Consider the following 22,413-nt stretch of genomic DNA (forward strand, 5'->3'; position numbering starts at 1 on the left):
CAACGGCGCGTACCGACCAAACGCACAGTGCCGACCGGACCGCGCGTACCGACCAAACGCAAAGTACCGACCGGACCGCAGTACTGACCGGCCCACCGGCAGGAGCCCCCGAGCCGAACCCTTCGGCCGAGGGGGCTCCCTGCGGACCGGTTCCCTGCGGACCTGAACGAAATCCAAGAGGAGCGCTGCCATGGCAGAGCCGCGGCCCGTCCTGGAGATGACGGGCATAGTCAAAGAGTTTCCGGGGGTACGGGCTCTGTCCGGTGTCGACTTCCGGCTCTTCCCCGGCGAGATCCACGCCCTGCTCGGTGAGAACGGCGCCGGGAAGTCCACCCTCATCAAGGTGCTGACCGGGGTCCACTCCCTGGACGGCGGCACCATCACCCTCGACGGGCAGTCCGTGCGGTTCGCCAGCCCGCTGCAGGCGCAGCAGGCCGGTATCAGCACGGTCTACCAGGAGGTCAACCTCTGCCCCAACCTGTCGGTGGCGGAGAACATCTTCATCGGCCGCGAACCGACCCGTGCGGGCCGCATCCAGTGGAAGCAGCTGCGCCGGGAGGCGGCGAAGCTGGTCGACCGGCTCGGCCTCGACATCGACGTCACGGCACCCCTGTCCTCGTACCCGCTCGCCGTGCAGCAACTGGTCGCGATCGTACGGTCGGTGGGCTCCGGCGACAGCGACGGCGAGGGGTCCGGCACCAAGGTGCTGATCCTGGACGAGCCGACGTCCAGCCTCGACCGCGACGAGGTCCTCGAACTCTTCGGCCTGATGCGGAGGTTGAAGGAGGAAGGCGTCGCGATCCTGTTCGTCTCGCACTTCCTCGACCAGATCTACGAGGTCTGCGACCGGATGACCGTACTGCGCAACGGCACCCTGGTCGGCGAACACATGGTCCGCGACCTCGACCAGGTCGGACTGGTCCAGTTGATGATCGGCAAGGCCCTGGACCAGCTGGAGGAGCTCCACGACCACCAGCTGCACTCCGACGTCGGTGAGCCGCTGCTGCAGGCGGACGGCCTCGGCAGGACCGGCGGCATCGCCCCCTTCGACCTGGAGATCAAGAAGGGCGAGGTGATCGGGCTCGCCGGTCTGCTGGGGTCGGGCCGTACCGAACTCGCCCGGCTGCTCTTCGGCGCCGACCAGCCGGACAGCGGCAAGGTGACCGTGGGCGGGAAGCAGGTCTCGATGAGCGCCCCGAACGACGCGATCGGCGCGGGCATCGCGTTCTGCTCGGAGAACCGCAAGACCGAGGGCCTCGTACCCGACCTGACGGTGCGTGAGAACATCATCCTCGCCCTGCAGGCGGCGCGCGGCTGGACCCGGCCCATCCCGGCCTCCCAGCGCGACGAACTCGTCTCCAAGTACATCAAGGCGCTGGACATCCGCCCCGCCAACCCGGAGGCCCGCGTCGGCCAGCTCAGCGGCGGCAACCAGCAGAAGGTGCTGCTGGCCCGCTGGCTGATCACCCAGCCGAAGCTGCTGATCCTGGACGAGCCGACGCGCGGCATCGATGTCGGCGCGAAGGCGGAGATCCAGAAACTCGTGGTGTCGCTCTCGGAGGACGGCATGTCCGTGCTGTACATCGCGGCCGAGCTGGAGGAGGTACTCCGGCTCAGTCACACCATCGGAGTGCTGCGCGACCGCCGGCTGGTGGCGCAGCTGACCAACGGGCCCGAGATCACCAGCAGCCGGATCCTCGAGACCATCGCGAGCGGAGAGCACCAGTGACCACTACGTCCCGATGGCGAGCGCTGACGCACCACCAGCTGTTCTGGCCGGTCGCGGTCCTGGTGGTGTTGCTGCTCGTCAACCTCCCTTTTACGCCTGACTTCTTCTCGATCCGGATGTCGGACGGCCACCTCTACGGCAGCCTCGTCTCGATCGTGCTGTTCGGCTCGCCCCTCATCCTGGTGGCGGTCGGCATGACGCTGGTGATCGCCACCGGCGGTATCGACCTGTCCGTCGGCGCGGTGGTCGCGATCGCCGGGGCGCTGGCCTGTTCCTACATCAGCGACCAGGCCGACCAGAACGCCGTCTCCGGGGTGCTGCTCGCGATGGGCCTCGCGCTGCTCGCCTCGCTCGTCTGCGGTCTCTGGAACGGCTTCCTCGTCGCCAGGATGGGCATCCAGCCGATCATCGCCACGCTGATCATCATGGTCGCCGGGCGCGGTGTGGCCCAGCTGATCACCGGCGGGCAGATCATCACCGTCAACAGCGACCCGTACAAGCTGATCGGCGGAGGCTACTGGCTGACGCTGCCCTTCTCCATCTTCGTGGTGGCCGTCGTCGTGGCCGTCACCGTGGTGCTGACCCGCCGCACGGCCCTCGGGCTGCTCGTCGAGTCGGTCGGTGGCAACGCCGAGGCCAGCCGTCTGGTCGGCATCAGGTCCCGGCGTATCAAGATCATGGTGTATGTGTTCTGCGCGCTGTGCGCGGGCATCGCGGGCCTGATGATCAGCTCCAACACCTCCGCCGCGGACGGCAACAACGCCGGTCTGTGGATCGAGCTCGACGCGATCCTCGCCGTGGTCATCGGCGGCACCTCGCTCCTGGGCGGCCGGTTCTCCATCGGCGGCACGGTGGTCGGCGCCCTCGTCATCCAGACCCTGACCACCACGATCTACACCATCGGCGTACCGACCCAGACCAACCTGGTCTTCAAGGCCGCCGTCGTCATCGTCGTCTGCCTGCTGCAGTCCCCGAAGTTCCGCGCCAAGCTCTTCGGCGCGAAGGCAGGCGGTAAGCGGGCGGTGGCCCCGGCAGAGACCGCCGGGGCGACCGACAGCACTCCCAAGATGGAGGTGTCGTCTTGAGCGCGACCACCCAGAGCACCACGGCCGCGGACAGGCGCCCGCCGAGCAAAACCGCGCGGCTGCTCGGCGACCGGCGTCTGCCCGTCCTGGTGACGGCCGCTCTGTTCCTGGTGATGTACGCCGCCGGGCTGAGCCGGTACCAGAACTATGGGTTCGCCGAACCGCAGGTCTTCCTGAACCTGTTCATCGACAACAGCTATCTGCTGGTCGCCGCCGTCGGTGCCACCTTCGTCATCCTGTCCGGCGGGATCGACCTGTCCGTCGGCTCAGTCATCGGCTTCACGACCATGCTCACCGCATGGCTGGTGGAGCGCCAGGGGCTGCCGATCGTGCTGGTGATCCCCATAGCACTGGCCGTGGGCGCCTTCGGCGGCTTCCTGATGGGCTATGTGATCCACAACTTCGAGATCCAGCCGTTCATCGTGACCCTCGCGGGCCTCTTCCTCTTCCGGGGCCTGTGCCTGGTCATCAGCAAGGAGTCGATCTCCATCAGCGACTCGTCGGTGAGCAGCATGGCCCAGGCGCAGGTGTCGCTGGGTGCGGGGTTCCTGTCGATCGGCGCGATCGTCGCGCTGGTCGTCCTCGCCGTGGCGTTCTACGTGCTGCACTACACGCGCTTCGGACGTCGCGTGTACGCGATCGGCGGCAACGAGCAGTCCGCCCTGCTGATGGGTCTTCCGCAGGGCGGCACGAAGATCGCCGTGTACACGGTGAGCGGTTTCTGCTCGGCGCTCGCGGGACTGCTGTTCACCCTGTACATCCAGTCCGGTGACCCGCTGCACGCCACCGGCATGGAGCTCGACGCGATCGCCGCGGTGGTCATCGGCGGCACGCTGCTCACGGGCGGGTCCGGCTATGTGCTGGGCACCCTGTTCGGTGTGCTCGTCCTCGGCCTGATCAAGAGCATCATCCAGTTCGAGGGCACGCTCAGCTCCTGGTGGACGAAGATCGCCACGGGTGTGCTGCTGTGCGCGTTCATTCTGATCCAGCGCGCTATGACGGCTCGTAAGCAGGTGCAGTGAACCGGGGCCCGGTCCGCGCAGGACCGGGCCCCTCTCATCTCACCGCGTGACGCCCGGCCGGAAGCGGCTCAGACCCGTTCGGCCGGGACGCGGCTCAGACCCGTTCGAGGGGCCGATGCGGCTCGGCCGGGAGCTCGGCGCGGATCGTGTCGCCGGGCCGCACCTCGCCGCCGTGCAGGACGATGCCCATGATCCCTGCCTTGCGTACGACGTTGCCGGCCTCGTCGCGGCCGACCACCTGCTTCAGCAGGCCGCTTTGGAAGGCGTCGATCTGCAGGCAGGGGTTGCGCAGGCCGGTCACCTCCACGGTCGCTTCCCCGCCGATGTGCAGCACCGTGCCGACGGGCAGGCCGAGCAGGTCGATGCCACTGGTGGTGATGTTCTCGCCGAGCTGGCCCGCGGACACCTTGAACCCCTCCTGTGCCACTTCGGCGAAGAGCTCTTCGTGGATGAGGTGCACTTGGCGCAGGTTGGGCTGAGTGGGGTCCTGCGCGACCCGTGAACGGTGCTTGACCGTCACCCCGGCGTGCACGTCCCCCTCCACGCCGAGCCCGGCGAGCAACGTGATGCCGTCCCGGTTCGGTTTCGTGAACGAGTACTCGCTGTTACTGCTGACCGCCGTTACCGTGCCCTGCACCGCAGAGGCCTCCCATTCCGTAGTGCGTCCCCCGCCAGAAGCCTAACCCGCCCTTCCGGGACAGACTTTGTGGCCTGAACAGGCGATTCTTTACACAACGGAAAGCACACGAAAACCAAACGTGTCAGAAGTGTTGACGCGTACATCACCCGTCCCTATCTTCTGCTCGAAGTTACGCACAATGTTCGATATGTCGGACATTCGTGTTCGTTCAGAAGGGACCCGCCGCCGTGTTCCGCACCCGTCACTGGCTCACCCTCGTGGCCGCACTTCTGGCACTACTCGCCCCGGTCGCCTTCCAGCCCGCGACCGCCGCCGATGGGCTCCCGTATACGAACCCGATCAAGTCGGTGAAGGGCGCCGACCCCTGGCTGGAGTACTACAACGGCAACTACTACCTGGTCACCACGTCCTTCACCGGCGTGCTGACGATGCGTAAGTCGCCCACGCTGTCCGGGCTTTCGACGGCGCCCAGCGTCCAGATCTGGAGCGACACCACGTCCACCCGCAACACCAACTTCTGGGCGCCGGAGATCCACTTCTTCAACGGCCACTGGTACCTGTACTACTCCGCCGGGCAGAGCGGCGTCTCCTGCTGCGACTCCCAGCGCACATACGTCCTGGAGAGCGCGGGCACCGACCCGATGGGCCCGTACACCTTCAAGAACCAGCTCACCGGCTCCAATCTGACCCCCGGCGGCTGGCTCATCGACGCCACCGTCCTGGAGCACAACAACAGCCTGTACCTGGTGGGCAGCGGCTTCATCAACGGCAGTTCGCAGAGCCTGGTCATCGCGCCGATGAGCAACCCGTACACGCTGAGCAGTTCCACCTTCACGATCATCTCCAGCCCGACCCTGAGCTGGGAGACGTCCGGCAGCCCGGTCAACGAGGGTCCTGAGCCTCTGTACCACGACGGCAGGACGTTTCTCACCTTCTCGGCCAGCTCCTGCCAGACCGCGGACTACAAGCTGGGCCAGCTGGAGCTCACCGGCAGCGACCCGCTCAACCCCGCCTCCTGGACGAAGAAGCAGACACCGGTCTTCCAGCGCAACGACGCGGCCGGCGTGTACGGGCCGGGCCACAACGGGTTCTTCACCTCGCCGGACGGCACCGAGAACTGGATCGTCTACCACGCCAACAACTCCGCGAGCGGCGGCTGCGGCAACGGCCGTACGACGCGGGCGCAGAAGTTCACGTGGAACGCGGACGGCACGCCGAACTTCGGCACACCGGTCGCGACCGGCACCACCCTCGCGGGTCCCGCCGGGGAGACGGCGGCGACGCCGAAGGCGTACACGCTGGTGAACCGCAACAGCGGAAAGTGCCTGGACGTGGAGGGCGGCAACACCGCGGACGGCACCAACATCTTCCAGTGGACCTGCAACGGCGGAGCCAACCAGAAGTGGCGGATCGAGGACCTCGGCAACGACACCAGCCGGCTGGTGAACGTGGCCACCGGCAAGGTCTTGGACACCGCCGACTGCTCGACCGCCGACGGCGCCGACATCCGGCAGTGGTCCTGGCTCAACAACAACTGCCAGAAGTTCCGCCTCGTGTACACGGCCACCAGTGACTACGTCCGGATCGTGAACGAGAACAGCGGCAAGGTCGCCGACGTCGCCAACTGCGGTACCGCCGACGGCACCGACGTACGCCAGTGGACCTGGCTGAACAACAACTGCCAGCAGTGGCAGCTTCGCCCGACCACCTGAGTCACCCGCACCACCACACCGAATCAGAGGAGACGCCACCCCCCATGAGACGCCTCATCGCCCGTGTGGTGACGGCTGTGCTGTGCGCACTCGCCGTACTGACCACCGGAACCTCCGCGCACGCGGCCGCCCCCGCCTCACCCGCCGTGACGTTCACCAATCCGATCGCCGAACAGCGCGCCGACCCGCATATCTACAAGCACACCGACGGCTACTACTACTTCACCGCGACCGTCCCCGCGTACGACAAGATCGTCCTGCGGCGGGCCACCACCCTGCAGGGGCTCGCCACCGCCCCCGAGACGACCATCTGGACGAAGCACGCCAGCGGTGTGATGGGCGCTCACATCTGGGCGCCGGAGATCCACTTCATCGACGGCAAGTGGTACGTGTACTTCGCCGCCGGGTCCACCAGCGACGTCTGGGCCATCCGGATGTACGTCCTCGAGTCCAGCGCCGCGAACCCGCTGACCGGCACGTGGACCGAGAAGGGCCAGATCACGACGGCATGGGAGAGCTTCTCGCTCGACGCCACGACGTTCGTCGTGAACGGCGTGCGCTACCTCGCCTGGGCCCAGCGCAACCCCTCGGAGAACAACAACACCAGCTTGTTCATCGCCAAGATGGCCAACCCTTGGACCATCAGCGGCACTCCGACGGAGATCTCCCAGCCCACGCTGTCCTGGGAGACGGTCGGCTACAAGGTCAACGAGGGGCCTGCGATCATCCAGCATGACGGCAAGGTCTTCATGACCTACTCGGCCAGCGCCACCGACGCCAACTACTGCCTGGGCATGCTGACCGCGTCCGCCTCCGCCGATCTGCTGAACGCCGCTTCCTGGACCAAGAGCCAGACGCCGGTGTTCAAGAGCAATGACGCGACCAGCCAGTACGGGCCCGGCCACAACTCGTTCACGGTCTCCGAGGACGGCAAGAGCGACATCCTCGTCTACCACGACCGCGGCTACAAGGACATCACGGGCGACCCGCTGAACGACCCCAACCGCCGCACCCGCCTGCAGAAGGTCTACTGGAACGCCGACGGCACCCCGGGCTTCGGCATCCCCGTCGCCGACGGCGTGAGCCCGGTCCGCCTCTCCTCGTACAACTTTCCCGACCGGTACATCCGCCACTGGGAGTTCCGCGCCAAGATCGAACCGAACGTCACCAACCTCGCCGACTCCCAGTTCCGCGTGGTGACCGGTCTCGCCGGCAGCGGCACGGTCTCGCTCGAATCGGCCAACTACCCGGGCTACTACCTCCGCCACAAGAACTTCGAGGTCTGGGTGGAGAAGGACGACGGCACGGCCGCCTTCAAGAGCGACGCCAGCTTCTACCAGCGGGCAGGCCTCTCCGACACGGCCTCCGGGATCTCCTTCGAGTCGTACAACTACCCGGGCCGCTGCATCCGGCACTACAACTACCTGCTCTACGTCCAGGCCGCCGACACGACGACCGCCAAGGCGGACGCGACCTTCTACGCGGAGTGACGCGTACCGAGTGACGCGTATTCAAGGCCCTTCCCCCACGGAGGTTTCAATGAAGAGACCCATGCGAGGCCTGCTCGCGCTCATCGCAACCCTGGCGGCTGTGCTGCTCGGCATCACCGCCCCTGCCGCCCAGGCAGCGCATCCGGCGCCGGGTACGGCGACGCGGTACACGATGACCGCGTTCACCAACAGCAGCGAGTCGAACATGTACGTCTACGACTCGCCGGACGGCACCGGATTCACGCTCCGGAAGGGCCCGGCGTACACCCCGCCGTCCGGCCTGATCCGTGACCCCAGCATCTTCAAGCACACCGACGGCTACTACTACCTGACGTACACCACGCGCACCTGGTCCGCGCTGTCCACCACGATCGGCTTCGCCCGCTCCACCGACCGCGTCAACTGGACCTTCCTGTATGACTACACGGTCCCGATCAGCGGGCTGCAGCGTGCCTGGGCGCCCGAGTGGTTCGTCGACACGGACGGCAGCGTCAACATCATCGTGTCGGCGTCGGTCGCGGCCGACGGCGAGTGGATCTTCAAGCCGTACAAGCTGACCGCGACCAACGCATCGCTGACGGCCTGGTCGGCGCCCACGCTGCTGTCCGGCATCGGCCCGAACTACATCGACACCTTCATCGTCAAGGTCGGCTCCACGTATCACGCGTTCACGAAGAACGAGACGACGAAGTACATCGAGTACGCCACCGCCTCCAGCCTCACCGGTCCGTACACGATCCAGAAGACCGGCGACTGGGCGGGCTTCGGCTCCGGTGTCGAGGGCCCTGCGCTCGTCCAGCTCGACAACGGCGGCTGGCGCATCTACTTCGACGGCTACTCCGCCGGGAAGTACTGGTACAGCGACAGCTACGACAACTTCGCCACCTGGTCGACGCCCACCGAACTGCCCGGCCTGACGGGCTTCGTACGCCACCTCACGGTGCTCAAGGAGACCGTCTCCGGCGGAGTCACCCTCCCGACGAACACCACCCGGTCGCTGCAGTCGGTGAACTATCCGGGCCGTTACGCCGTCGTCCGCTCGGACAGCCTGGGGTATGTCGATCCTGTGACGTCCTCCAGCACCGCGGACATCAAGCAGAGCGCCACGTGGACGATCGTGCCCGGCCTTGCCGACGCCAACTGCTACTCCTTCCGCGACTCCGCAGGCCGCTATCTGCGGCACTGGGATTTCCGGGTCCGCTTCGACAGCAGCAACGGCACGGACATCTTCAAGAAGGACGCCACGTACTGCGCCCGCCCCGGCACGGCGAGTGGCTCCGTCCGGCTGGAGTCGTACAACTATCCCGGCCACTATCTGCGCCACTACAACTTCGAGCTGCGTGTGGATCTCTACCAGGACACGGACACCTTCCGCGCCGACAGCTCCTTCACGGCGGTCACGCCCTGGGCCTGACCGGCCCCGCCCACACCCCCGAGAGACCCGGCGGGCTGGATCTTCCAGCCCGTCCGGGTCTCTCAGGGTCTCCCCCTGGTCACGGGAAGAGGCGGGCGGTCGTGCCGGCGGATGACTTACGGACCGCGCACGTACTGCAATCTCAGTAGCCGGGATTGTCGGCAGGCGCACGACGACGCGGCGGGCCCTGGCCGGAGATCCTTTGGTCGCCCGTGATGTGAAGCACACGCCCTAGTCGACCGTTCGCCGACCGAATCGTCCACCATTGTCCCAGCCCATCTACCGGAGAGCCCGCATGACCCCCGACCTGGAGCAGTACGCAGCCCGGTATCCCCGTGCCGGGGAGCTGGCCGTGTCCATGGTGATGTTCGGCCTCGCGGTCTTCGGCAGCTCCCTCACCACGCCGGAAACCGACCAGCCGACCAGCATGTGGCCCGCCGTACTGCTCGCGGGGATCGCCTGCCTCGCCCTGCTGAGGCATCGCACCCACCCCCGTACAGCGGTCGTCGTGTCCGCGGTCTGCACCATGACCACGAGCACACTGGGCTACCTGCTCACCCCCATGCTGCTCGCACCGGTCATGGCTGCGCTCTACTGGCTGGCGGCTCTCACCGATCGGAAGACCACACGTGTCTACGCCGTCGCCACGACCGCACTGCTGGTGGTCACGGCGTTCTTCGCCGACCCCGTCAACCATCCGCTGGTGCTCAGGACGATCGGCCCCGCCTTCTGGCTGCTGGTGCCGGTCGCCGGCGGCACCGCGTCACGGCTGCGGCACGCCTATGTCGGGGCCATTCAGGCCCGCGCCGAGTACGCCGAGCGCACCCGCGAGGAGGAGGCACGCCACCGGGTCTCCGAAGAGCGCATGCGCATCGCCCGCGAGCTGCACGACGTCGTCGCCCACCATCTGGCCCTGGCCAATGCGCAGGCCGGCACCGCCAAACACCTGGCGCGCACCAATCCGGATCAGATGCAGAAGATCCTCAACGATCTGGCCGCCACGACCTCCTCGGCGCTGCGCGAGATGAAGGCCACGGTCGGTGTGCTGCGCCAGGCGGACGACCCCGACACGTCACTGGAGCCGTCGCCGGGACTCGACCGGCTTCCCGAGCTGACCTCCGCGTGCGAGTCCGCCGGACTCAAGGTCACCGTCACCACCGAGGGCGAGCAGCGGCCGCTGTCACCCGGGGTGGACCTGACCGCGTTCCGGATCGTGCAGGAGGCGCTCACCAACGTCAGCAAACACGCTGCCGCGGCGGCGGCACACGTTCGTCTGACGTTTTCGTACGACCGGCTGACCATCACGGTCACCGACGACGGGACCTCCACCGTTCACGCCACACCCGCGCCGGGCCGGGGCTTCGGCCTCATCGGCATGCGCGAACGCGCCCATTCGGTGGGCGGAGACCTGCAGGCCGGTCACCGGCCGGAGGGCGGCTTCCAGGTCACCACCGCGCTGCCGCTGCACCCCCTCGAGACCGAACCGGAAGAGGCCAGAACAGCATGACCATCCGCGTAGTGCTCGCCGACGATCAAGCCCTCCTGCGAGCCACCTTCCGGATCCTGATCGACTCCTGCGCCGACATGGAGGTGATCGACGAGGCCGCCGACGGCAGGGAGGCAACCGAGCTCGCCCGCGCCCACCGCCCGGACATCGTCCTCATGGACATCCGCATGCCCGGCACGGACGGCCTGGCCGCGACCGCCGCCATCTGCGCGGACCCGGAGCTGTCCGGCACCCGCGTCCTCATCCTCACGACCTTCGAGACCGACGAGTACGTGGCCCAGGCACTGCGCGCCGGGGCGAGCGGCTTCCTGGGCAAGGACGTGGGGGCCGACGAGCTCCTCACCGGCATCCGTACGGTGGCCGCCGGTGAGTCGCTCCTCTCCCCCGTGGCGACCCGCAGTCTCATCACCCGGTTCCTCGCCACCCCCGAGCCCGGGAACCAGCTGGCGTCGCCCGAGCGCCTCGCCGCTCTCACCGACCGCGAGCGCGAGGTGATGGCGCTGGCCGCCGAGGGCAAGCCCAATGACAAGATCGCCGAGGAGCTCTTCGTCAGCCCGCTCACCGTACGCACTCACGTCCATCGCGCCATGACGAAGCTCGACGCCCGCGACCGGGCCCAATTGGTGGTCATCGCCTACCAGTCGGGCCTGGTGCAGCCCGCGCCACCGCCTCCGCAGTGACCGCGGTGTCAGTGGGGGGGCGGTGTCAGCCGGCGGCGGCGTGGCGCAGTGCGCGCCGGAGGATCTTGCCGCTTGTGGTCTTCGGCAGTTCCGTGAGCAGCTCGATGCGCCGGGGTGCCTTGTACGCGGCCAGGCGGGCGCGGCAGTGTGCGACCAGCTCCTCGGCGGTCGCCGTGTGCCCCGGCCGCAGGCTGACGTAGGCCGCGACGGTCTCCCCGCGGTAGGCGTCGGGCTCTCCCACCACGGCGGCCTCCTGGACACCGGGGTGCGTGTAGAGGACGTCCTCGACCTCGCGCGGCCACACCTTGAAGCCCGAGGCGTTGATCATGTCCTTCTTGCGGTCCACGACATAGAACCAGCCGTCGCCGTCCATGAAGCCGACGTCACCGGTCAGCAGCCGCCCGCCGGGGAGCGCCTCAGCGGTCGCGTCCGGGCGGTTCCAGTAACCGGGTACGACCATGGGGCCATCGACGGCGATCTCGCCGATGCTGCCAGGCCGCAGGTCCTCGCCGTTCTCGCCGACGATGCGAGCGCCCACGCTCGGCATGGGCAGGCCGATCGAGACGGTGCCGGAGTCCGGGTCGACGGGCGCCTCACGGCCCGGGGGGACGTTGATGCAGGGGGCCGTGCACTCCGTGAGCCCGTAACCGTTGAGGATGGAGTGGCCGGTGAGGTCGCGGAAGCGGCTCACCACGGCTTCCGGCAGCGGCGCTCCCCCGGAGTGGATGACGCGCAGCGAGGAGAAGGCGTCGGCGGCGAAGTCGGGGTGGGACATCAGCGCGATGAACGCCGTGGACGGGCCGACCATGTATGCCGGGCGTTCGCGACGGAGCGTCTCCAGCATGACGCCCGGCTGGAACCGGCCGGACAGGGCCAGGGTGCCGGCCAGGTCCATGGCGGCGAGCAGCTGGCAGACCATGCCGGTGATGTGGAACAGGGGCGCCATGGCGAGCACCGTGGAGCCCGTCGGGACGCCGAGGTACAGCCGGTGCATGGCGGCGTTGACCGTCAGGTTGCGGTGGGTGTTGGTGGCGCCCTTGGGGGTGCCGCTCGTGCCGGAGGTGTAGGAGATCAGGGCGATGTCGTCGGGGACGGTGCCCGGATCGGCGACGTTCGCGCCGGCGCGGGACCGGGCTGTCTCGAGCAGGTCCTCGACACCCTCGCCGGCAGGCTCACCGGCAGCGATCGCGCCACCGTCGCGGCCGTTCGCGGCCCGCGTGCCGGATTCGCGGACCGTGAGGGCGATGCGGACGCCCGCGGCGGCGGCCGTGGCGCCGACGTGCTCGGCCCATGCGCCCTCGCCGCTGACCAGGGCGGTCACGCCGGCGTCCCGCAGCATGTGGTCGAGCTCCTGCCGGTACATCGGGTTCAGCGGGACGACCACGCCTCCCGCCTTCCATGCGCCGAGCAGGGCGAGGACGAAGTGCGGCGTGTTCTGCAGGTAGAGCCCGAGCCGGTCGCCCTTGCGGAATCCGCGCTCCAGCAGATGTGCGGCGACACCGGTGCTCACCTCGTCGACCTGGCGGTACGTCATAGGCGCCCCGAACGAGGTCAGCGCCGGCCGGTCGGGGGCGGCAGCCACCGCGTCGGCGAACATCTCGAGCGCCGTACGGGGTGACGCCGTCCCGGCCCGGCGGGCCGTCTCGGAGTGCAGCGCCATCCAGGGCTTGTCGTCGTACCAGCTCATCGCGGCTCGGGTTACCTTTCGCTGGGGCCTCCCCCGGGCGGCGACACGGGGGCGGATTCGGTGGGGCAGGGGGTTCCGGACGGTCAGGACGGGTCCTGCGTCGGGGCGAGTCCTACGTCGGGACGGGGGTCCTGCGTCAGGACGGATCCTGGGGCAGGACCGGTCCGCCGACACGGCGGGAGTGCCCCCGGTACAGGGCGACGAGGGTGCCGTCCTGTGTGCGCACGTCGACGTCGTAGACCCCCGAGCGGTGGCCCTGGTGGGCCGCGCGGGCCTCGGCGGTCAGCACGTCCCCCGGCTTGGCGGGTGCGGGGTAGGAGATGGTCGCGGACGTCGACACGGTGACGTGGTTGCCGGCATTGGCCGCGTACGCGAGCGCCGTGTCGGCGAGCAGATACGTCATCCCGCCGTGGCAGATCCCGTGGCTGTTGAGCATGTCCGGGCGGACGGTCATCACCATGCGGGCGTATCCGTCGGCCACCTCGTCGACGCGGATGCCGTGCGCCCGGGCACAGTGGTCGCCGTCCATGAGGTGGGCCGCCACGTGGGCCGCGAGCGAGTCGTTCACCGGTTCCTGAGAGACGGTCACAGCCGCGCCTTTCCCGTGTCCGCGAACGACCCGGGAGTGGCCGGTCCATCTCGAGGAACCGACCCCGGAATTCAATAATCGCTCGCCATCGTGCGTTAACTGCTACAACTTCACGCCGACGGGCGCCCCACTGTCAAGGGGTCGAGGATCATGTCGCGGATCACAAATGAGCTTTGAGCTGCTGCTTCTGCGGCTTCCCGGAGGGCGGCAGGCCGGCTGCCCGATGCGCCGCCTGCCGCCCCCCGTGCCGTCCTCATCCCACCTCCACGACCTCCCCGACCTCCCCGGCATCCGCGGCATCCGCGGCATCCGGTGACGCTTCAGGCACAGCTGCCGCCGCCGCGGCGGAGGTGACCCCCGCGGCCGCCTTCTGGAACTGCGTCCGGTGCAGTTCGGCGTAGCGCCCGTCCGCCGCCAGCAGCTCCTCGTGGGTGCCGCGCTCCACGACCCGCCCCTCCTCGACGACGAGGATCAGGTCGGCGGCGCGCACCGTCGACAGCCGGTGGGCGATCACGACGGCGGTGCGGCCGTCCAGGGCCTCGGTGAGGGCCTCCTGCACGGCGGCCTCCGAGGTGTTGTCGAGGTGGGCCGTGGCCTCGTCCAGGATGACGACGCGCTGGCGGGCGAGCAGCAGGCGGGCGATGGTCAGACGCTGGCGTTCGCCGCCGGAGAGCCGGTAGCCGCGTTCGCCGACGACCGTGTCCAGGCCGTCGGGCAGCGAGCGGACGAGCTCCTCGAGGCGGGCGCGCCGCAGCACGTCCCACAGTTCGTCGTCAGCGGCGTCGGGGCGGGCGAGCAGCAGGTTGGCGCGGACGGTGTCGTGGAAGAGGTGGCCGTCCTGGGTGACCATGCCGAGGGTCTCGCGCAGGGAGACGGCGGACAGGTCGCGTACGTCTTCGCCGCCGATGCGTACGGCGCCTTCGTCGGCGTCGTACAGGCGCGGCAACAGCTGCGCGATGGTGGACTTGCCCGCTCCCGACGAGCCGACGAGGGCCACGGTCTGACCGGGCTCGGCGCGGAAGGAGATGCCGTGCAGCACCTCCGCTCCGCCGCGGGTGTCCAGCGAGGCGACCTCCTCCAGGGATGCGAGCGAGACCTTGTCCGCGGACGGGTAGCCGAAGCGCACGTTGTCGAACTCGACCGACACCGGCCCCTCGGGGACGCTCCGGGCGTCCGGCTTCTCCTCGATCAGCGGCTTGAGGTCGAGGACTTCGAAGACCCGCTCGAAGCTGACGAGTGCGCTCATGACCTCGACGCGGGCGCCGGCGAGCGAGGTCAGCGGTGCGTAGAGGCGGGTGAGCAGCAGGGCGAGCGAGACGACAGCGCCCGGTTCGAGGCTGCCATGCAGCGCGTAGTACCCGCCCAGGCCGTAGACCAGCGCGAGGGCGAGCGCGGAGACCAGGGTGAGAGCGGTCATGAAGGCCGACTGCGCCATGGCCGTGCGCACGCCGATGTCCCGTACCCGGCTGGCCCGCGCGGCGAACTCGGCGGACTCCTCGTCGGGCCGCCCGAACAGCTTCACGAGGGTGGCGCCGGGCGCGGAGAACCGCTCGGTCATCCGGGTGCCCATCGCGGCGTTGAGGTTGGCGGCCTCCCGCTGCATCTTCGCCATCCGGCTGCCCATACGGCGCGCGGGCACGACGAAGATCGGGAGCAGAACGAGCGCGAGGAGGGTGATCTGCCAGGACAGGGTGAGCATGACGGCGAGGGTGAGCAGCAGCGTGACGATGTTGCCGACCACACCGGAGAGGGTGTTGCTGAACGCCCGCTGCGCGCCGATCACGTCGTTGTTGAGCCGGCTGACGAGCGCTCCCGTGCGCGTGCGCGTGAAGAACGCGACCGGCATCCGCTGCACGTGGTCGAAGACCGCCGACCGCAGGTCGAGGATGAGCCCTTCGCCGAGGGTCGCCGACAGCCACCGGCCGAGCAGACCGAGCCCCGCCTCGGCGAGCGCTATGAAGGCGATGTACACGGCCAGCCGGGCGACCGTGCCGGAGTCCTTTCCGGACACGATCGCGTCGACGACGTGTCCCGCCAGGACCGGCGTGGCGACGGCGAGCAGCGCGGTCGCGATGCTGAGCAGCACGAACAGTGCGATGCGGCGCCGGTGCGGGCGGGCGAAGGCGGCGATGCGGCGCAGTGTGGCGCGGGCGAAGGGGCGGCGGTCCTGCTGCGCGTTCATGACGCTGTGCAGCTGGTGCCAGGCGGTGGTTTCCATGCTCATGAGTAGGAAGGTAGAACCTCGAGCGACGTTGAGGTCAAGGGATCGGCGACCCCTGGGTCTACCTGGAGGTCTTCGACGGCGGCCGTGGGAAGCTCGTGGCCCGGACGTCAGCCTGCGTCTGCGCGCCCGCAACCAGGAGTTGGGACGGTATGGGAACCTCTGGCGATGTGACCGCCGTACGAGTGCGACGCCCTGAGGGGCTCACCCGCCGCCTGCCTGTGCGTGAGGTGCTCTGCCTGCTTCCGCTGGCCTTGGTGCTGGTCGTGGCGGTGCGCCACTGGCCGGTGCTCGATGAGGGTTTCCACCGGCTGGCCGGCGCCGAGTGGCCGTGGCTGCTCGCGGCGGTGGGGGCCACCTGCCTCACGTGGGTCGCCGCGGCGATCACCCGGCAGGGCGCGCTGGTCGAGAGGCTGCCCTCGCTGCGGCTGCTCGCCACGCAGTTCGCGGCGGGCGCGGCCAACCATCTGCTGCCGTCCGGCCTCGGCGCGGGCGCGGTGAACCTGCGGTTCATGGCGGTGTGCGGGGTGCCGCTCGCCCGTTCGTCGGCTGCTCTGGCGCTGTATCTGCTGGCCGAGTCGGTCGGCCGCGTGGGCCTGCTCCTTGTACTGCTGTTCGCCTTCCCCGACGCGCTGCGGCTCGGAACCCTCCTTCCCCATGGGGCCGTGGGACCGCTGCTGGTCGCCGCCGGTGCGGTGCTCTGTGTCGCGGTGGCGGTGCTTCTTGCCGTACGCCGCCTGCGCACGGCCGTGTTCTCCTTCCTGCGCACCGCCCTCGGCGAGGCCCGCGGTGTACACACCCGTCCGGCCCGCGCCCTGGCGTTGTGGGGCGGATCGCTGGCCTTTCCCGCGTTGCAGGCGGCCGTTCTGGTGGCGGTGGGACAGGCGCTGGGCCTGGGGATTCCGGTGGCTCACATGGCGGTCGCGTATCTGGCGGCGACGGTCGCGGTGGCCCTGGTGCCCACGCCGGGCGGCCTCGGCTCAGTGGAGGCCGCGCTCGTGGTGGCGCTGGTCGCGGCGGGCGCACCGGTGGCCGTAGCGACCGCGGTGGTCCTGGCGTTCCGGATCATCACGGTCTGGCTGCCACTACTGCCGGGGGCGCTGGTGCTCGGTGCGCTGGTTCGGCTGAAGGTGATCTGATCCGACCCCTCGAATAGGTATCTCAGATGCGCATTTGATAGCGTCAGTGCGTGAGGTTGACGAAGTTCAGTGACCTGGCACTGCGCGCAGTGATGCGCCTCGCGGTGGTGCGGGACGGCGAGTCCCTGACGACACGCGAGGTCGCCGAGGCGATGGACGTGCCGTATACCCACATGGCCAAGGCCGTGACGCGGTTGCAGCAGCTCGGCGTGCTGGAGGCCCGGCGCGGCCGCGGCGGCGGCCTGGACCTGACCAGCCTCGGCCACACGGCCTCGATCGGCTGGCTGCTGCGCGAACTGGAGGGCGAGGAGGAGGTCGTGGCCTGCGAGGGCGACCCACCCTGCCCACTGCGCGGAGCATGTCGGCTCCGCGGCGCCCTGCGTACGGCCCAACAGGCCTTCTACGCCTCGCTCGACCCCTTGACGGTGGCCGACGTGGTGGCATCCCCCACCGAACCCGTCCTGCTACGGCTCACCGGGACGAGCTCCGCCTGACCTCCCGGCCGCGCGCCGCTCACCCACCGTTTGCCGACGGCGCGACAGCGCCACCGGGCCGCGTCCCGCCCCCGCACACCCCCTGGCCACCTCACACCCAAAAACACGAAGATCATTTACCAATTTGGAGGTCGTAGATGCTCTCCGAGCAGTCCACCCCGGTCATTCGCGCCACCCTGCCCGCCGTCGGGGCAGCCCTGGGCGAGATCACCGACCGTTTCTACCGGGGGTTGTTCGCCGCCCACCCCGAGCTCCTGCGCGATCTGTTCAACCGCGCCAACCAGGCGGGCGGACAGCAGCGGCAGGCGCTCGCCGGCTCCATCGCCGGGTTCGCGACCGCGCTGGTCGCGAACCCCGGCACCCGACCCGACGTGATGCTCTCCCGGATCGCCCACAAGCACGCCGCGCTCGGCATCACCTCCGACCAGTACAAGATCGTCCACAAGCATCTGTTCGAGGCGATCGCCGACGTGCTCGGCGACGCGGTCACCCTCGAGGTGGCCGCAGCCTGGGACGAGGTCTACTGGCTGATGGCGAACACCCTGATCGCGCAGGAGGCGCAGCTCTATCAGGAGGCCGGAGTGGCCGAGGGCGAGGTCTGGCGGAAGATGCGGGTGACCGGGCGACAGCAGGAGTCGGCCGACGTGGTCTCCTTCACCTTCGTTCCGGCCGACGGCCGCTCCATCAGCCCCTTTCTTCCGGGCCAGTACGTCAGCGTCCAAGCCCAGCTGGCGGACGGTGCACGGCAGATCCGCCAGTACAGCCTCTCGTCGCGCCCGGACCGCCCGGAGTGGCGCATCACCGTCAAGCGTGTCCGCGACGGCGCCGGTCCGGAGGGCGAGGTCTCGTCCTGGCTGCACGAGCACGTACGGCCGGGCGACCTGCTCACCGTGTCGGCCCCTTTCGGCGGTCTGACCCTGCCGGACGGCGACCGCCCGTTGCTGCTCGCGTCCGCCGGAATCGGCAGCACACCGATGCTGTCCATGCTGGACCATCTGGTGGCGACCGAATCCACCCGCCCGGTGACCGTGCTGCACGCCGACCGCTCCCCCTCCCACCACGCTCACCGCGACGAACTGGCCCGGCTCGTCAGGGCGTTGCCGCACGCGGAGTCGCACCTTTGGTACGAGACTCCGGACGCGACGGTGCCCACTGCACGGGCCGGGCTGACGGACCTGAGCGTGGTGGATCTGCCCGCCGGCCTCACGGCGTACCTCTGCGGCCCGCTGCCGTACATGCGCTCGGTTCGCGGAGAACTGCTGCGCCGGGGCGTGCCCGCGGCCGACATCCACTACGAGGTCTTCGGCCCCGACCTCTGGCTCGGCCAGGACTGACCGGCCGCTTGTGCCGGACCTGCGGACGCCCGGCGGAGAGCGGTGCGGCGGTGACGCGCGGATACTGGACCGCGAGTGGACGAGGACGACGCCGGGGCCCGGCCGTCCCGGACGCGGAGGTGTCCTTCGATGCGTGATCACCTGCCCATCGCCGTCGGCGTGGACGGTTCCCCCGAGAGTCTGGCCGCCGCCGACTGGGCCGCGCGCGAGGCACACCGCCGCTCGCTCGCGCTCCGGCTGGTGCACGGCTGGATCTGGCAGGCGCACGACATGCCGGCTCCACGGGACCTCGAAGCCCAGAAGCAGTGGGCCCGCTCCATGCTGAGGGAGGCCGAGCAGAACCTGCGGGCCCGCCACCCCGGTCTGACGATCACTTCCGAGGAGCTGTCGGGACCGGCGTCCGAGGCGCTGGCGGAGCACGCCGAGCACGCCGAGATGCTGGTACTGGGCTCCAGCGGGCACGGAACCATCGCGGGCTTCGTGCTCGGCTCCGTCGGCCTGCGCGTGCTCGCCCGGGCGAAGGGCCCGGTGGTGATGGTGCGGGCGCACGAGCAGTCCACCGCCGAGCACGACGGCGGCGAAGTGGTCGTGGGCGTCCAGGACCTCGCCGAGCCCGCCGGTCCGCTGCTGGACTTCGCGTTCGCCGCGGCGGCCGCTCGTGGGGCGACGCTGCGCGCCGTCCACGCCTGGCGTCTGCGACCCGTGTACGGATACGGCGAATCCGCCGAGGAGACGTCCGCCGGCGGGAGGGAAGGCGTGCCCGCGCGGAAGGAGCGGGCTCTCGCCCAGGCCCTGGAACCGTGGCGGACGAAGTATCCCGAGGTCGGCGTGGAACAGACCGTCGACCTCGCCTACCCGTCCGGGGTCATGCTGGACGCCGCCGCCCAGGCCGGGCTCCTCGTCGTCGGCCGCCGGATACGCCGCCTCCATCTCGGCATGCGCCTCGGCGCCGTCGCCCACGCGGTTCTCCACCATGCGGCCGCGCCGGTGGCTGTCGTCCCGCACACGTGAGGGTGACCACCGCCGCGGCCGGGTGCTCCGAGAGGACCCGGCCGTCCGGTGGTCACCCTTGTCACGATCAGCGCACCGCGATCTCCCGGCCGGAGATGCTCACGGTCTCGATGCGCACCCACATGTCGCGCTCGCCGCCCGCCCAGGGCGCGGTATACGCCCGCTCCTCCAGCCGGCGTACCGCATCGGGCTCCGTCACGGCCCGGGCGTGGCCCCGGACGAGCACGCTCCAGCCCTGACTGAGCGCATCGTCGATCCGGTCGATCTCGAAGCCGACCTCGGAACCGGCGGCGGCCGCCGGCTCCGTGCCGGGCGCGGTGCAGTAGACGACCGCCCCGTCGATGACGCTGTAGTTGACCGGCATGATGACCGGCCCCAAGGGGGTGGGTATCGCGAGCCGCCCCACGCCGTGCGTGGCCAGCCGCGCCCAGCACTCGTCGGGACTCAGCTCGACCAGCTCGGGATGGTAGGCCGCCCGGCCCGTTCCCGGTGGGAGATCTGCGCCCCCTCCGCACAGGGCGGCCACTGTGGTTTCCAGAACGTCGGCCAGCCTGATGAGGATGCCGATGCCTGGGGTCGCTGCAGGGTTCTCCTCCACGTACTGCAGATAGCCGGGGGCCGTGCCCGCCCGGACGGCCGTTTCCTTCCGGGTGAGCCCGAGTTCCTCGCGTCGTCGCTGGATGCGGCGCCCGATGTCTCCCCGGGCCGTCCCTGTCCTCGCGGCCCCGGCGTTCGAACGCGTCTGCTCGGACACGGCGGGTCACTTCCCTTCGTCGGCCCCCCGGACCAGCAGGGCATCGTGCTGCTCCGCGAGGACGACCTTGAGCGCGCCGGTGTCGGCGGCCCGGGCGAAGACGTCGTACGCCTCCTCCATCTCGTCCGGCGGGAAGGTGTGCGTGACCAGGGACGACACGGGCAGGCGTCCGGCGGCCATCATGCGCAGCAGGGTCGGCGTGGAGTGGGTGTCGACCACCCCGGTGGTGATCGTCACGTCCTTGTTCCACAGGTCTTCGAGGTGCAGGGTCGCGGGCTTGCCGTGCACGCCTACGTTGGCCACGTGCCCGCCGGGCCGCACCATGCGCGTGCACAGCTCGAAGCTCTCCGGCACGCCCACCGCTTCGATGACCACGTCGGCCCCCAGGCCGTCGGTGAGGTCGGCGACCAGCTCGTCGGGGCCCTCTCCGGGGGCGGCCACCGCGTCGGCACCGAGGTGTTTGGCCGCGTCCAGGCGGATGGGCGCGAGGTCCACGGCGATGATCCTCTCGGGCGAGTACAGCCCGGCCGCGGCGATCGCTGCGAGTCCGACGGGTCCGGCGCCGACGACGGCGACGGTGTCTCCGGGACGTACGCCGCCCTTCAGCACGCCGACCTCGTAGGCCGTGGGGTAGATGTCGGCCAGCAGCACGGCGTCTCTGCTGTCCAGCACGCCGGGCAGGACGTGCAGGGACATGTCGGCGTGGGGCACGCGGACGTACTCCGCCTGCGTGCCGTCGATCAGGTGGCCCAGCATCCATCCCCCGCCGCCGCGGCACTGCCCGTACATCCCCTCGCGGCAGAAGCGGCAGCGGCCGCAGGCCGTGATGCACGAGACCAGCACCCGGTCGCCAGGGCGGACCGAGCGTACGTCGCTGCCCACCTCGACGACCTCGCCGACCGCTTCGTGCCCGAGGACCGTGCCGGGCTGCACCTCCGGCACATCGCCCTTGAGGATGTGCAGATCGGTGCCGCAGATCGTGTTGACGTCGACGCGGACGACCGCGTCGGTGGCGTCCTCGACGTCGGGGTCCGGAACATCCTCCCAGGCGGACTGCCCGGGGCCATGGAAAACGAGTGCCTTCATGACGCCCTCCTCCTCCCCCTCCGTCCCCTGCCCCTCCGTCCCTCCGTCGAAGCGGCCCGCACAGCACCGTCTCCGGGTGCGCGGCGCAGCACCTCCCTCGCATCCGAGAGGCACACAAACAGACTCCCACGGGCTACGAAAAGGGACCATTCGGACCTCTCACCTGGCGTGATCCTCGCCGAGATGCCGTGCAGGTGGAGGGGTGCCAGCCTGGATACGGAACGTCATGTTCGGACCATCCGTCCGGGAGGCGGGCGCTTCTCAGGGCGTTTGCGTGGAAGGAGCCCCGGCATGGCCACTCATGTCAGCGGCGCAGGAAGGGGACAGGGCCGCGCGGCGGCCGAAGTGGGTCCCTGGGTAATGGGATGGACCGCTGCCGCCGCGGTTCTGATGATTTTCGGCGGCATCATGGCGATCTTCGCGGGCATAGCGGCGATCGCCAACGACAACGTGTTCGTCGTGCATAACACCTTCGTGTACGCGTTCAACCTCACCGGCTGGGGCTGGGTCCACATGATTCTCGGTGTGCTCATCGCCGTCGCCGGTGTCGCGCTGTTCACCGGCGCCACCTGGGCCCGGGTCACCGGTGTGGTACTCGCAGGGCTCAGCATGATCGCCAACTTCGTCTGGCTGCCCTATGCCCCTGTCTGGTCGATCGTGCTGATCGTCATGGACGGTTTCATCATCTGGGCGCTGTGCTCACCGCGCCGCGAGTCGACGGTCGCCTAGGGCGCGTATCGAGTCGTGATCAATGGGTGGTCCGGGTGAGGTCTTTGAGCCAGATCATCGAGGCGCGCAGGTGGAGTCCGGCGAGATAGC

General features: G+C 69.4%; 19 protein-coding genes. 13 read left to right on the top strand and 6 right to left on the bottom strand.

The features are described from left to right. Positions 1-190: 190 nt before the first annotated feature. Genes ACWD4J_RS13560 through yjfF form a run of 3 tightly spaced genes read left to right on the top strand, consistent with a single transcriptional unit; the run spans position 191 to position 3,836 of the window. On the top strand, positions 191-1,729 hold the full coding sequence (locus ACWD4J_RS13560; RefSeq protein ID WP_451395488.1) for a sugar ABC transporter ATP-binding protein: 1,539 nt from the start codon (positions 191-193) through the stop codon (positions 1,727-1,729). Next, entirely contained in the window at positions 1,726-2,814 is a 1,089-nt protein-coding gene (locus tag ACWD4J_RS13565; RefSeq protein ID WP_451395489.1) for an ABC transporter permease, read from the top strand. The genes ACWD4J_RS13560 and ACWD4J_RS13565 overlap by 4 nt, the downstream gene beginning before the upstream one ends. Then, positions 2,811-3,836, top strand: a complete 1,026-nt coding sequence (gene yjfF, locus ACWD4J_RS13570) for a galactofuranose ABC transporter, permease protein YjfF (protein WP_451395490.1) — start codon at positions 2,811-2,813, stop codon at positions 3,834-3,836. The genes ACWD4J_RS13565 and yjfF overlap by 4 nt, the downstream gene beginning before the upstream one ends. A 94-nt stretch (positions 3,837-3,930) precedes the next feature. Here the strand turns inward: yjfF and ACWD4J_RS13575 are convergent, their stop codons facing one another. Beyond that, entirely contained in the window at positions 3,931-4,473 is a 543-nt protein-coding gene (locus ACWD4J_RS13575; protein WP_451395491.1) for an MOSC domain-containing protein, read from the bottom strand. Between the two features lie 230 nt (positions 4,474-4,703). On the opposite strand from ACWD4J_RS13575, the gene ACWD4J_RS13580 reads away from it, so the two are divergent. From ACWD4J_RS13580 to ACWD4J_RS13600, 5 genes are all read left to right on the top strand, one after another. Beyond that, on the top strand, positions 4,704-6,188 hold the full coding sequence (locus ACWD4J_RS13580) for a family 43 glycosylhydrolase (protein ID WP_451395492.1): 1,485 nt from the start codon (positions 4,704-4,706) through the stop codon (positions 6,186-6,188). Positions 6,189-6,232: 44 nt separating this feature from the next. After that, a complete protein-coding gene (locus tag ACWD4J_RS13585) occupies positions 6,233-7,678 on the top strand; it encodes a family 43 glycosylhydrolase (protein WP_451395493.1) in 1,446 nt (481 codons plus the stop codon). Between the two features lie 49 nt (positions 7,679-7,727). Continuing rightward, the gene (locus ACWD4J_RS13590) at positions 7,728-9,092 is read left to right on the top strand and encodes a glycoside hydrolase family 43 protein (protein WP_451395494.1); all 1,365 of its coding nucleotides are present in this window, start codon (positions 7,728-7,730) and stop codon (positions 9,090-9,092) included. Positions 9,093-9,387: 295 nt separating this feature from the next. After that, complete coding sequence (locus ACWD4J_RS13595; protein WP_451395495.1) at positions 9,388-10,599, top strand: sensor histidine kinase; 1,212 nt, start codon at positions 9,388-9,390, stop codon at positions 10,597-10,599. Next, a complete protein-coding gene (locus ACWD4J_RS13600) occupies positions 10,596-11,279 on the top strand; it encodes a response regulator transcription factor (protein WP_451395496.1) in 684 nt (227 codons plus the stop codon). Before ACWD4J_RS13595 ends, ACWD4J_RS13600 begins: the two co-directional genes overlap by 4 nt. Before the next feature lie 25 nt (positions 11,280-11,304). Here ACWD4J_RS13600 and ACWD4J_RS13605 read toward each other — a convergent pair whose 3' ends face one another. The 3 genes from ACWD4J_RS13605 to ACWD4J_RS13615 form a co-directional block, all read right to left on the bottom strand. Beyond that, positions 11,305-12,966, bottom strand: coding sequence for an AMP-binding protein (locus tag ACWD4J_RS13605; RefSeq protein ID WP_451395497.1), 1,662 nt, complete (start codon positions 12,964-12,966; stop codon positions 11,305-11,307). Between the two features lie 136 nt (positions 12,967-13,102). After that, entirely contained in the window at positions 13,103-13,555 is a 453-nt protein-coding gene (gene paaI / locus ACWD4J_RS13610; RefSeq protein ID WP_451395498.1) for a hydroxyphenylacetyl-CoA thioesterase PaaI, read from the bottom strand. A gap of 253 nt (positions 13,556-13,808) precedes the next feature. Continuing rightward, on the bottom strand, positions 13,809-15,773 hold the full coding sequence (locus ACWD4J_RS13615) for an ABC transporter ATP-binding protein (protein ID WP_451395532.1): 1,965 nt from the start codon (positions 15,771-15,773) through the stop codon (positions 13,809-13,811). Positions 15,774-15,928: 155 nt separating this feature from the next. On the opposite strand from ACWD4J_RS13615, the gene ACWD4J_RS13620 reads away from it, so the two are divergent. From ACWD4J_RS13620 to ACWD4J_RS13635, 4 genes are all read left to right on the top strand, one after another. Further along, on the top strand, positions 15,929-16,915 hold the full coding sequence (locus ACWD4J_RS13620; RefSeq protein ID WP_451395499.1) for a lysylphosphatidylglycerol synthase transmembrane domain-containing protein: 987 nt from the start codon (positions 15,929-15,931) through the stop codon (positions 16,913-16,915). 50 nt (positions 16,916-16,965) lie between these two features. Beyond that, positions 16,966-17,409: an RrF2 family transcriptional regulator gene (locus ACWD4J_RS13625; RefSeq protein WP_451395500.1), complete on the top strand. Its 444-nt coding sequence runs from the start codon at positions 16,966-16,968 to the stop codon at positions 17,407-17,409. A gap of 137 nt (positions 17,410-17,546) precedes the next feature. Continuing rightward, entirely contained in the window at positions 17,547-18,743 is a 1,197-nt protein-coding gene (locus ACWD4J_RS13630; protein WP_451395501.1) for a globin domain-containing protein, read from the top strand. A gap of 129 nt (positions 18,744-18,872) precedes the next feature. Then, positions 18,873-19,754 (top strand): universal stress protein, encoded by an 882-nt coding sequence (locus ACWD4J_RS13635; RefSeq protein WP_451395502.1) that lies wholly within the window; start codon positions 18,873-18,875, stop codon positions 19,752-19,754. 67 nt (positions 19,755-19,821) lie between these two features. Here the strand turns inward: ACWD4J_RS13635 and ACWD4J_RS13640 are convergent, their stop codons facing one another. Beyond that, entirely contained in the window at positions 19,822-20,508 is a 687-nt protein-coding gene (locus tag ACWD4J_RS13640; RefSeq protein ID WP_451395503.1) for a helix-turn-helix domain-containing protein, read from the bottom strand. A 6-nt stretch (positions 20,509-20,514) separates the two neighbouring features. Further along, the gene (locus tag ACWD4J_RS13645; protein WP_451395504.1) at positions 20,515-21,594 is read right to left on the bottom strand and encodes a zinc-dependent alcohol dehydrogenase family protein; all 1,080 of its coding nucleotides are present in this window, start codon (positions 21,592-21,594) and stop codon (positions 20,515-20,517) included. A gap of 291 nt (positions 21,595-21,885) precedes the next feature. Here ACWD4J_RS13645 and ACWD4J_RS13650 point away from each other — a divergent pair, with 291 nt between their 5' ends. Further along, positions 21,886-22,323: a DUF7144 family membrane protein gene (locus tag ACWD4J_RS13650; RefSeq protein ID WP_451395505.1), complete on the top strand. Its 438-nt coding sequence runs from the start codon at positions 21,886-21,888 to the stop codon at positions 22,321-22,323. The last annotated feature ends 90 nt before the right edge of the window (positions 22,324-22,413 follow it).

This window comes from Streptomyces sp. NPDC002577, from assembly GCF_053594815.1.

Coding starts and splice junctions, on each gene's coding strand:
- ACWD4J_RS13600 (WP_451395496.1), top strand. CDS start 10,596: ATGACCATCCGCGTAGTGCTCGCCGACGATCAAGCCCTCCTGCGAGCC.
- ACWD4J_RS13595 (WP_451395495.1), top strand. CDS start 9,388: ATGACCCCCGACCTGGAGCAGTACGCAGCCCGGTATCCCCGTGCCGGG.
- ACWD4J_RS13645 (WP_451395504.1), bottom strand. CDS start 21,594: ATGAAGGCACTCGTTTTCCATGGCCCCGGGCAGTCCGCCTGGGAGGAT.
- ACWD4J_RS13605 (WP_451395497.1), bottom strand. CDS start 12,966: ATGAGCTGGTACGACGACAAGCCCTGGATGGCGCTGCACTCCGAGACG.
- ACWD4J_RS13635 (WP_451395502.1), top strand. CDS start 18,873: ATGCGTGATCACCTGCCCATCGCCGTCGGCGTGGACGGTTCCCCCGAG.
- ACWD4J_RS13560 (WP_451395488.1), top strand. CDS start 191: ATGGCAGAGCCGCGGCCCGTCCTGGAGATGACGGGCATAGTCAAAGAG.
- ACWD4J_RS13585 (WP_451395493.1), top strand. CDS start 6,233: ATGAGACGCCTCATCGCCCGTGTGGTGACGGCTGTGCTGTGCGCACTC.
- ACWD4J_RS13650 (WP_451395505.1), top strand. CDS start 21,886: ATGGCCACTCATGTCAGCGGCGCAGGAAGGGGACAGGGCCGCGCGGCG.
- ACWD4J_RS13630 (WP_451395501.1), top strand. CDS start 17,547: ATGCTCTCCGAGCAGTCCACCCCGGTCATTCGCGCCACCCTGCCCGCC.
- ACWD4J_RS13620 (WP_451395499.1), top strand. CDS start 15,929: ATGGGAACCTCTGGCGATGTGACCGCCGTACGAGTGCGACGCCCTGAG.
- ACWD4J_RS13615 (WP_451395532.1), bottom strand. CDS start 15,773: ATGGAAACCACCGCCTGGCACCAGCTGCACAGCGTCATGAACGCGCAG.
- ACWD4J_RS13590 (WP_451395494.1), top strand. CDS start 7,728: ATGAAGAGACCCATGCGAGGCCTGCTCGCGCTCATCGCAACCCTGGCG.